Here is a 10,186-nt window from a genome sequence, read left to right as displayed (position 1 = left end):
GCGCGGCGCGTGCATCGATCCGCGGCACGATGCCGAGCGCGAGCAGCGCGGCGGCGAGCGCGACGGCCGCGAGCGGCACGGCCAGCGTGCGGCCGCGGCGGGGCGGCGGCGTATCGGAGGCGGCGCCGCGCGCGGCGGCCGGCACGGCTGTGGCCACGGTGGCCGCTTCGGCGGCGGGCGGCGGGGCGACGGGTTCGATCGAGTCGTTCATGATGGGTCCGGGGCGGGCGAATCGAAGGATGAGAAGGGGCGGGCGTACGCGCTCAACGCAGCGCCGGCGTATCGGGCACGGCCTGCGCGCGCCGGGCGGCCGCGGCGTCGCGACGCCGCGCGAGCCACGCGTGGACGAAGCCGAACAGCACCGGCACGAACAGCTGCGTCGACACCGTGCCGAACGCGAGGCCGCCGATCACCGCGCGGCCGAGCGGCGCGTTCTGCTCGCCGCCGTCGCCGAGGCCGAGCGCCATCGGCAGCATGCCGATCAGCATCGCGAGCGCGGTCATCACGACGGGCCGGAAGCGGGCGAAGCCGGCGTCGAGCGCCGCCTGCCACGGCGGCTCGCCGCCCGCGAGCAGTTCGCGCGCCGCGTTCACGACGAGAATGCTGTTCGCGGTCGCGATGCCGATGCACAGGATCGTGCCGGTCAGCGCGGGCACCGACAGCGTGGTACGCGTGACGAACAGCATCCATGCGATGCCGGCGAGCGATGCCGGCAGGCCGCCGACGATCACGAGCGGATCGAGCCACGACTGGAAGTTCACGACCATCAGCAGGTAGACCAGCGAGATCGCGAGCGCGAGGCCGCCGAGCAGGCCCGTGAACGACTCGTGCATCGCCTGCACCTGGCCGCGCAGCACGATCGACGCGCCGGGCGGCAGTTGCGCGCGCGCGGCGTCGACGAGCTTCGTCACGTCGCCCGTGACGCCGCCGAGGTCGCGCCCCTGCACCGACGCGAAGATGTCGAGCACCGGCTGCACGTTGTAATGCGACACCACGGCCTGCTGCGTCGCGCGCGAGAACGAGCCGAGCGCGCCGAGCAGGTTCTGCGCGGGCGCACCCGCGGCCGGGCCGCCGGCCGGCGTCTGCGGCGAGCGCGCGGTGCCGGCGGGCAGCGGCACGTTCGCGAGCGACTGCAGCGAATTCACCGTGTATTGCGGCGTCTGCACGAGCACCGGGTAGCTGACGCCGTTGCGCGGATCGAGCCAGAAGTTCGGCGTCGTCTGCGAGCTGCCGGACAGCGCGATCAGCAGGTTCTGCGCGACGTCGCGCTGTTCGAGGCCGGCCTGGATCGCCTTCGTGCGATCGACGTTCACGTTGATCGCCGGTTCGTCGCCGGGCTGCTGGATGCGCGCGTCGACGAGCCCGCGCACGCCGCGCAGCTTCGCGAGCAGCGCATTCGCGACCGCACGGTTCTGGTCGAGCTTGTTGCCGACGATCTGGATGTCGATCGGCGCGGGCAGCCCGAAGTTGAGGATCTGGCTGACGATGTCGGCCGGCAGGAACGCGAACGTCACGCCGGGGAACGACTGCGCGAGCACGTTGCGCAGCTTGGCGACGTACGCGGCGGTCGACGCGTGATCCGGCTTCAGCGTGACGAGCACGTCGGCGTCCTCGGTGCCGATCGGGTCCGACGAGTCGTACGTGAGGTTGATTCCGCTCACCGGCACGCCGATGTTGTCGAGCACGCCGGCGAGCTGGTTCGCCGGAATCACGCCGCGGATCTTCGCTTCGACTTCGTCGGTCAGCCGCGCGGTTTCCTCGATCCGCGTGCCGGTCGGCGCGCGCAGATGCAGGCGGATCTCGCCGGTGTCGACCGACGGGAAGAAGTCCTGCCCGGCGAACGCGTAGAGGCCCGTCGATGCGATGCAGGCGAGCAGGAACGCGGCCGCGAAGCGGCGGCGCCGCGCGATCGCCGCCGACAGCAGTGCGCGATAGCGCAGCCGCACGGCCTCGAAGCGATGCTCGAACGCGGCCTGGAAACGCGCCACATGCACGAGGGGCGCGAATACGCCGCGCGGCGGCCGGCCGCTGCCTTTGGCGCGCATCAGCGCCATCGCGAGCGTCGGCACCAGCGTGCGCGAGAAGAAGTACGACGCGATCATCGCGAAGATCACGGCCTCGGCGAGCGGCACGAACAGATAGCGCGCGACACCCGTGAGCAGGAACATCGGCACGAACACGATGCAGATCGACAGCGTCGACACGAAGGTCGGCACCGCGATCTCTCCCGAGCCGGTCAGGATGGCCTCCTCGAGCGGCGCGCCGAGCTCGAGATGATGCGTGATGTTCTCGATCGCGACGGTCGCGTCGTCGACGAGAATGCCGACCGCGAGCGCGAGCCCGCCGAGCGTCATGATGTTGATGGTCTGACCGAGCGCGGACAGCGCGAGCAGCGACGTGAGCACCGCGAGCGGGATCGTGATCGCGATGATCAGCGTCGCGCGCCAGCTGCCGAGGAACAGCAGGATCATCAGCGCGGTCAGGCACGCGGCGATCAGCGCTTCGCGCACGACGCCCTGGACGGCCGCCTTCACGAACACGGACTGATCGTCGAGCGGCGCGATGTGCAGCGCCTTCGGCAGCCCGGCCGCGATCTTCGGCAGCATCGCCTTCACCTGGTCAATGATCGTCAGCGTGGATGCGCTGCCGGTCTTCTCGACCGTCAGCAGCGCCGCGCGCTTGCCGTCCACCCGCACGATGTTGGTCTGCGGCGCGTAGCCGTCGCGCACGTGCGCGACGTCGCGCACGTACACGACGTTGCCGCCGATCGTCTTCACCGGCAGGTCGTTCAGCGCGGCGACCGTCTGCGTGCTGCCGTTCATCTGCACGTTGTATTCGTGCGTGCCGATCTTCGCGGTGCCGCCCGGCAGGATCAGGTTCTGCGCGTTGATCGCGTTGACGACGTCGATCGGCGCGAGCCCCTTCGCCTGCAGCGCGCGCGTATCGAGATCGACGACGATCTGGCGGATCTTGCCGCCGAACGGCAGCGGTACGGCCGCGCCCTGAACGGTCGCGAGCTGCGTGCGGATGAAGCTGTTGCCGAGGTCGTACAGCTGCTGCTCGGCGAGCGTGTCGCTCGACAGCCCGAGCTGCAGGATCGGCACCGTCGACGCGTTGTACGTGATGATGTTCGGCGGCAGCGTGCCGGGCGGCAGGATGCGCAGGATCGACGCGGCGTTGCTCGCGGCTTCCGCGATCGCGCGATTGATGTCGGCGCCCGGGTGGAAGAAGATCTTCACGACCGACACGCCGTTCAGCGACTGCGACTCGATGTGCTCGATGTCGTCGACGTCGGACGTGAGCGCGCGTTCGTAGTTCGACGTGATCCGCTTGGCCATGTCCTCCGCGGAGAAGCCGTTGTACGACCAGACGATGCTGACGACCGGAATGTCGATGCTCGGGAAGATGTCGGTGGGCGTGCGCAGCAGCGCGAGCGGCCCCGCGATGAAGATCAGCAGCGCGAGTACGACGAACGTGTAGGGCCTGCGTAACGCCAGCCGGACGATCCACATGATGGTGCTCCTCGAAGCAGGGCTCGGATGCGCATTCGATGCGACGAGCACGCAGTCTGCCGGCGCGGCGTTGACCCGACCCTGACTCGAGGATTACGAAACCGTTATCTGTGCGGGCGCGCGAGTGCGTGGCGACCGACCGGCGCCGGCGCCCAGATAACAAAACCGTAATCGAAGCCTCACCTTCAGGAAAGCGCGTGAATCGCAGAATGAATCCAACTCTTCATCGCATCGATGGGGAGCGGATGTCCGGCCTGATCTGCGGACGCGAACACGCCATCTTTGAGAGGTGAACATCATGAACAACCTGATTCGTGCAGTCCTGCTGTCCTGCGCACTGAGCGCGCCGATCGTCGCATTTGCGCAAACCACCGACCATGCGGTTACCCGCGCCGAGGTGCGTGCCGATCTCGTCCGCGTCGAAAAGGCCGGTTATCGGCCCATCGGCAGCGATCCGTACTATCCCGAAGACATCCAGGCCGCGGAAGCGAAGGTCGTCGCGCAGCAAGCGCAATCGGCCGCTGCCCAGCCGACCGACGCGGCCAGGACGGCGACATCGTCGCTCGCGTCGCTCGACACGCAGCCGTTGTACGAGCATCACTGAGCGCGTTCGGCGCCCGCCGTCGGCAGCCCGGCGGCGGATCGTTCAACGGACGGCGCACATGCCGCCGCGCGTCAGTTCTCGCCTTTCTCGAGCACGTTCTGCGTGAGCGCGATCGACGGAATCGTCGGCTTGAGCAGCGCGCGGCGCGCGCGACGGCTCAGCCACTTCCAGCCGGCCACGAGCAGCAGCGCGACCAGCGGGATCGACGCGATCGTCCACGTCCCGTTCGGATAGTCGAACGCCATCAGCACCAGCACGCCGAGCAGGAACAGCAGCGTGAGCCACGACGTGACGGGCGCGCCCGGCATCCTGAACGATACGTCCTCGACCTCGCCGCGCCTGACCGCGGCGCGGAACTTCATCTGGCACACGACGATGAAGCCCCAGGTGCTGATGATGCCGAGCGACGCGATGTTCAGCACGATCTCGAACACGCTCGACGGCACGAGATAGTTGAGCAGCACGCCGACCACGTAGATCGCGACCGTCACCAGAATGCCCGCGTACGGCACGGATTGCCCGCTCATTCGCGCGAGGAACGCGGGGGCGGAGCCGCCCATCGACAGCGAACGCAATACGCGCCCGGTCGAATACAGGCCGGAGTTGAGGCTCGACAGCGCGGCCGTGAGCACCACCAGGTTCATCACCGAGCCGATGCCCGGCACGCCGAGCGCGCCGAAGAACGTGACGAACGGGCTCTGGCCCGCCTTGTACGCGCTCCACGGCAGCAGGCAGACCAGCAGCACGACCGATGCGACGTAGAAGATCGCGATGCGCCAGATCACGTTGTTGATCGCGCGCGGCAGCACCTTGCGCGCGTCCTTGCATTCGCCGGCGGCCGTGCCGACCAGTTCGACGCCCGCGAACGCGAACACCACACCCTGCACCAGCACCAGCGCCGGCATCAACCCGTGCGGGAAGAACCCGCCGTTGTCGGTGATCAGATGCATGCCGGTGCCATGGCCGGCCACCGGCATGCCCGTGCCGAGGATCGCCGTGCCGATCACGAGAAACAGCACGATCGCGGCGACCTTGATCAGCGCGAACCAGAATTCCATCTCGGCGAACCACTTCACGCCGATCAGGTTCATCGTCGCGACGATGCAGAGCGCGACGAGCGCGAAGATCCACTGCGGCACGGCCGCGAACGGCGCCCAGTAATGCATGTAGAGCGCGACGGCGGTGATGTCGACGATGCCGGTCATCGCCCAGTTCAGGAAGTACATCCAGCCGGCGACGAACGACGCCTTTTCGCCGAGGAATTCGCGCGCGTACGACACGAAGCTGCCGCTGCTGGGGCGATGCATCACCAGCTCGCCGAGCGCGCGCAGGATCAGGAACGAAAACGCGCCGCAGACCAGATAGACGATCGCGAGCGCCGGGCCGGCGGCCTGCAGCCGGGCGCCGGCCCCGAGGAACAGCCCGGTGCCGATGGCCCCGCCGATCGCGATCATCTGCACCTGTCGATTGCCGAGGGTCTTGTGATAGCCGGCTTCGTGCGATTCGAGCCAGCTGCGTTTGTCGGTTTCGCCGGTTGTCGACGGTTCGGGAATCGATGCCATGACGGTATCCTCGCGCACGGATGGGATTGAATTCATCCCGATCGCGGGACGATCGGGACCACCGGTACCGGCGGACTCGCGCGCGGAATCCGGCGTGCTCGTCCTGATCGCGATTCGTCGGACGTGACGAAAGGCACGGTACGTCGCGAACGTATTCAGCCGTAATTCCCGCCACAAACGGAATGCAAATTTGGACTGGGCGTGTTCGAATCCGCGCATAACGGCCGCGGCGATGGGTGAACCGGTTAGGTAATTTGGTGCGCCGGCGCGCACTGCGAGGGCAACGGTTACCGATGGTGCCGGTTCATGCACCGAAATGAGGAATTCGGTTCGCCGAAGGGTTCGCTGAAATGTCCGGCTCATGCCGGTGGGGCAAGCGTTTCCCGGCGATGGCCCGGTTTTTGCTGGAGTGGTGTCGGCCGCGCAATCGTTGCGCGCAGCCCGACGACATACCAGACAAGGAAGATTCACCGTGAGCCCGACGACCCGACCGTTCCCCCGACGCACCTGGCTGGCTGCGCTGTTCGCCGCCCCCGTGATCGCGCTGTTCGCCGCCGCGCCGGCCCATGCCGATGCGCTCGACACCATCGCGAAAAACGGCACGCTGCGCGTCGCGGTGCCCGAGGACTATCCGCCGTTCGGTTCGGTCGGCACGGACATGCAGCCGCAGGGCTACGACATCGACATGGCAGGACTCCTTGCCAAGTCGCTCGGCGTCAAGCTGAAGCTGGTGCCCGTGAACAGCGCGAACCGGATTCCGTACCTGACGACCAACAAGGTCGACATGGTGATCTCGTCGCTCGGCAAGACGCCGGAACGCGAGAAGGTCATCGACTTTTCGAGCGCGTATGCACCGTATTTCCAGGGCGTGTTCGGGCCGTCCGACGTGAAAGTGAGCACGCCGGCCGACCTCACCGGCAAGACGGTCGGCGCCACGCGCGGCGCGCTCGAGGAGATCGCGCTGTCGCAGCTCGCGCCGAACGCGACGATCAAGCGCTTCGAGGACAACAACGCGACGATCCAGGCGTTCCTGTCGGGGCAGGTCCAGTTGATCGCGGCCGGCAACATCGTCGCGGCGGCGATTCTCGCGAAGAATCCGCCGCGCCGCCCCGAGGTGAAGTTCGTGATCAAGAATTCGCCGTGCTTCGTCGGCGTCAACAAGAACGAACCGCGCCTGCTCGCGAAGATCGACGATGCGATCGCGCATGCGAAGCAGGACGGCTCGCTGGGCGAGATGTCGCGCAAGTGGCTCGGCCAGCCGTTGCCGGCCGGACTGTGACGCATCGCCGTGTCGCCTGATACGTCGCCGCGGCCGGGGTGCCCGGCGTGGCGCGTGTCGTTGTCCGAACCCGAATTCATCTCCTTCCCATGAGCTACCAGCTTCAATTCGGCGAACTGTCCGAGTACGTCGGCGTGTTCGCGAGCGGCGCGGCGATCACGCTCGCGCTGACCGCGGTCGCGACCGTGCTCGGCGTGGCGGTCGGCGTGCTCGGCGCGGCCGCGTACAGCGCCGACGCGCGGGCGGCCGTGCGCTTGCGCCCGCTGATCGGCGCGTACGTCGAGGCGATTCGCAATACGCCGTTCGTCGTCCAGCTGTTCTTCATCTTCTTCGGCTTGCCGGCGCTCGGCGTGCACATCGACGAATACACGGCCGCGATCCTCGCGATGACGCTCAATCTCGGCGCGTACTCGGTCGAGATCGTGCGCGCGGGCGTGGCCGCCGTGCCGAAAGGGCATCTGGAGGCCGCGTCCGCGCTGGCGATGTCGCGCGCGCAGATGCTGCGCCACGTCGTGCTGCCGCAGGCGCTCGCCAAGGTGTTTCCCGCGCTGTCGAGCCAGATCGTGATCACGATGCTCGGCTCGGCCGTCGTGTCGCAGATCTCGGTGGCCGACCTGACCTACGCGGCCAGCTACATTCAGTCGCGCAACTTTCGCGCGTTCGAGACGTACTTCGTGATCACGCTCGCGTATCTGGCGATGGCGCTGCTGCTGCGCGCCACCCTCGGCGCGATGGGCCGCCGCCTGTTCACCCGCCGCGTGCGAGGTGCGCGATGACCGATTTCACATTGGGGCAGATTCTCGCGAACCTGCTGCTGGCCGCGCGCTGGACGATCGTGCTGTCGATCGTGTCGTTCGTGACGGGCGGCCTCGTCGGCCTCGGGCTGCTCGTGATGCGCGTGTCGGGCTCGACGGTGCTGCGCGGCATCGCGAAGCTCTATATCGAAGTGTTCCAGGGCACCCCGTTGCTGATGCAGCTGTTCATCGTGTTCTTCGGCCTGCCGCTCGTCGGGCTCGACGTGCCGCCGTGGGTCGCGGCCACGGCGGGGCTCACGTTCTTCACCAGCGCGTATCTGGCCGAGATCTGGCGCGGCTGTGTCGAGGCCGTGCCGAAAGGGCAGTGGGAGGCGTCGGCCAGCCTGGCGATGAGCTACGTCGAGCAATTGCGTCACGTGATCCTGCCGCAGGCCGCGCGCATCGCGATCGCGCCGACGGTCGGTTTCGGCGTGCAGGCCGTGAAGGATACGGCGCTGGTGTCGATCATCGGCTTCACCGAGCTGACGAAGGTCGGCATCGCGATCTCGAACGCGACGTTCCGGCCGTTCGTCGTGTATGGCCTCGTCGCGCTGATCTATTTCGCGCTCTGTTATCCGCTTACCCGTTATGCGCGCACGTTGCAAAGGAGATGGCATGCCGCTCGTTGAAACCCGGGGTCTCGAAAAGAACTTCGGCACCCACCATGTGCTCAAGGGCATCGATTTCTCCGTCGAGCGCGGGCAGGTCGTCTCGATCATCGGCCGCAGCGGCTCGGGCAAGAGCACGCTGCTGCGCACGCTCAACGGGCTCGAGAGCATCGACGCGGGCACGATTTCGGTCGACGGCGAACGCGTCGATGCGCGGCACGCGGACCTGCGCGCGCTGCGGCTGAAGGTCGGCATGGTGTTCCAGCAATACAACCTGTTTCCGCACCTGAGCGCCGGCCAGAACGTGATGCTCGCGCAGTCGGTGGTGAAGAAGGCGCACCGCCAGCAGGCGCGCGCGATCGCCGAACTGATGCTCGAGCGCGTCGGCCTCGGCGACAAGTTCGACGCGTTTCCGGAACAGCTGTCGGGCGGCCAGCAGCAGCGCGTGGCGATCGCGCGGGCGCTCGCGATGAAGCCGAGCGTGCTGCTGTGCGACGAAATCACGTCCGCGCTCGATCCGGAGCTCGTCGGCGAGGTGCTGGGCGTGGTCGAGCAACTCGCGCGCGAGGACATGACGCTGATCATGGTCACGCACGAGATGAACTTCGCGCGTGCGGTGAGCGACCGGATCGTGTTCATGCACCAGGGGCGTGTGTGGGAGAGCGGGACGGCCGACGAGATCTTCGAGCGGCCGCAGACGGTGGAGTTGACGCGGTTTCTGGGCAGCGTGCGAAACACGGAAACCGTGACGCGCTGACCGACACCGCCGTGCGGCCCGGCCGCGATAGATGACAGGACCGTAATCGAAGCCTCACCTTCCGGACAGCGCGCGAATCGCAGAATGGACACCACTCCTCATCGCATCGATGCGGAGCGGATGTCCGGCCTGATCTGCGGACGCTAACACGCTATCTTCGAGAGGTGAACATCATGAACAAGCTGATTCGTGCGGTATTGCTTTCCTGTGCGCTGAGCGCACCGATCGTCGCATTCGCGCAATCTGCCGACCATCCGGTCACGCGCGCCGACGTGCGCGCCGATCTGATTCAGGCGGAGCGCGACGGCACGCTGCCGACGTCGAACTGGGACTATCCGCCGAGCACGCAGACGATCGCGCGCAATCGCGAGCTGTATGCAATCGCGCATGGCGACCGGCCCACGGCAATGGCCGCGACGTCGTCGGCCACCGTGTCGACCGCGAGCGCGCAATGAAGCGGGGCGCCGTATCGACATGCGTGGTCGGGCTGGCGATCGCCGCGTGGCTCGCGGCGGCCGCGGCCCCGGCTTTCGCGCGCGGGCAGCCGCTACTGCCCGATGACGACGGCGGGCGCGCCAGCGTGCTGCACGGACTGAATCCCGAATTCGACCCGCACCGCCATACAGTCGACACCCGGCCGGCGCACGCTCACGCCGCGCCCATCAACCGCGCGCCGAGCGCGATCCCGCGCGCGGCGATCGCTGCGCTGGCGGCGCGCTGACGGGCGTCCCAGCCCACCAGCGCGGCATCGAACGCGGCGCCGCGTGCGACGTCGCGCACGGCTTCGGCGAGGCCGACCGCGTCGTCCGCCGCTTTCGCGACGCCCGCCGCCGTGTGCGGGCGCACCATGCATGCGGCATCGCCGAGCAGCACCGCGCGCCCGACAGCCATCCGCTCGACCGCGAGATCGAGGATCGCCTGCGCGAACGGCGCGGCGGTTGCATCGACGAGCGCGGCGAGCATCGGCGCGAGCATCCGGTCGGCGGCGTCGACGAGTTCCGCGCGATGGTCGTCGCGCATCGCGCCGGGCGGCAGCGACCCGTCGCGCTGCGTGCCGTCGCGCGCAACGA

Annotated in this window: 9 protein-coding genes and 1 pseudogene; 6 read left to right on the top strand and 4 right to left on the bottom strand. The window is 68.0% G+C overall.

The window, feature by feature from the left end; translation table 11 throughout:
* Positions 1–211: pseudogene (locus tag AP428_RS29255) on the bottom strand (efflux transporter periplasmic adaptor subunit); the annotation flags it as partial.
* A gap of 52 nt (positions 212–263) precedes the next feature.
* The gene (locus AP428_RS29250) at positions 264–3,512 is read right to left on the bottom strand and encodes an efflux RND transporter permease subunit (RefSeq protein ID WP_054928444.1); all 3,249 of its coding nucleotides are present in this window, start codon (positions 3,510–3,512) and stop codon (positions 264–266) included.
* 298 nt (positions 3,513–3,810) lie between these two features.
* Between AP428_RS29250 and AP428_RS29245 the strand changes: the two genes are divergently transcribed.
* Positions 3,811–4,116, top strand: a complete 306-nt coding sequence (locus AP428_RS29245) for a DUF4148 domain-containing protein (RefSeq protein WP_011545695.1) — start codon at positions 3,811–3,813, stop codon at positions 4,114–4,116.
* 71 nt (positions 4,117–4,187) lie between these two features.
* On the opposite strand, the gene ansP is transcribed toward AP428_RS29245, so the two are convergent.
* The gene (gene ansP / locus AP428_RS29240) at positions 4,188–5,678 is read right to left on the bottom strand and encodes an L-asparagine permease (protein WP_011694983.1); all 1,491 of its coding nucleotides are present in this window, start codon (positions 5,676–5,678) and stop codon (positions 4,188–4,190) included.
* Between the two features lie 472 nt (positions 5,679–6,150).
* On the opposite strand from ansP, the gene AP428_RS29235 reads away from it, so the two are divergent.
* From AP428_RS29235 to AP428_RS29215, 5 genes are all read left to right on the top strand, one after another.
* A complete protein-coding gene (locus AP428_RS29235) occupies positions 6,151–6,957 on the top strand; it encodes a transporter substrate-binding domain-containing protein (RefSeq protein ID WP_011694984.1) in 807 nt (268 codons plus the stop codon).
* Positions 6,958–7,046: 89 nt separating this feature from the next.
* The gene (locus AP428_RS29230) at positions 7,047–7,733 is read left to right on the top strand and encodes an amino acid ABC transporter permease (protein ID WP_011545692.1); all 687 of its coding nucleotides are present in this window, start codon (positions 7,047–7,049) and stop codon (positions 7,731–7,733) included.
* The gene (locus tag AP428_RS29225) at positions 7,730–8,380 is read left to right on the top strand and encodes an amino acid ABC transporter permease (protein ID WP_006481394.1); all 651 of its coding nucleotides are present in this window, start codon (positions 7,730–7,732) and stop codon (positions 8,378–8,380) included. Before AP428_RS29230 ends, AP428_RS29225 begins: the two co-directional genes overlap by 4 nt.
* Positions 8,367–9,116: an amino acid ABC transporter ATP-binding protein gene (locus AP428_RS29220; protein WP_006493844.1), complete on the top strand. Its 750-nt coding sequence runs from the start codon at positions 8,367–8,369 to the stop codon at positions 9,114–9,116. The genes AP428_RS29225 and AP428_RS29220 overlap by 14 nt, the downstream gene beginning before the upstream one ends.
* Before the next feature lie 173 nt (positions 9,117–9,289).
* A complete protein-coding gene (locus tag AP428_RS29215) occupies positions 9,290–9,571 on the top strand; it encodes a DUF4148 domain-containing protein (RefSeq protein WP_011545690.1) in 282 nt (93 codons plus the stop codon).
* 193 nt (positions 9,572–9,764) lie between these two features.
* On the opposite strand, the gene AP428_RS29205 is transcribed toward AP428_RS29215, so the two are convergent.
* The coding region (locus AP428_RS29205; RefSeq protein WP_197285613.1) for an FAD-dependent monooxygenase at positions 9,765–10,186 on the bottom strand (422 nt) is incomplete at its 5' end.

The organism is Burkholderia sp. E168m22 (genome assembly GCF_001319805.1).
Classification (GTDB): domain Bacteria; phylum Pseudomonadota; class Gammaproteobacteria; order Burkholderiales; family Burkholderiaceae; genus Burkholderia; species Burkholderia orbicola.
Note: the sequence above shows the minus strand (reverse complement) of the source record. Positions and strands in the feature narration are given on the sequence as shown.

Bases quoted from the DNA above. Each gene is read 5' to 3' on its own strand.
- AP428_RS29250 (WP_054928444.1), bottom strand. From the start codon at position 3,512: ATGTGGATCGTCCGGCTGGCGTTACGCAGGCCCTACACGTTCGTCGTA.
- AP428_RS29245 (WP_011545695.1), top strand. From the start codon at position 3,811: ATGAACAACCTGATTCGTGCAGTCCTGCTGTCCTGCGCACTGAGCGCG.
- ansP (WP_011694983.1), bottom strand. From the start codon at position 5,678: ATGGCATCGATTCCCGAACCGTCGACAACCGGCGAAACCGACAAACGC.
- AP428_RS29230 (WP_011545692.1), top strand. From the start codon at position 7,047: ATGAGCTACCAGCTTCAATTCGGCGAACTGTCCGAGTACGTCGGCGTG.
- AP428_RS29225 (WP_006481394.1), top strand. From the start codon at position 7,730: ATGACCGATTTCACATTGGGGCAGATTCTCGCGAACCTGCTGCTGGCC.
- AP428_RS29220 (WP_006493844.1), top strand. From the start codon at position 8,367: ATGCCGCTCGTTGAAACCCGGGGTCTCGAAAAGAACTTCGGCACCCAC.
- AP428_RS29215 (WP_011545690.1), top strand. From the start codon at position 9,290: ATGAACAAGCTGATTCGTGCGGTATTGCTTTCCTGTGCGCTGAGCGCA.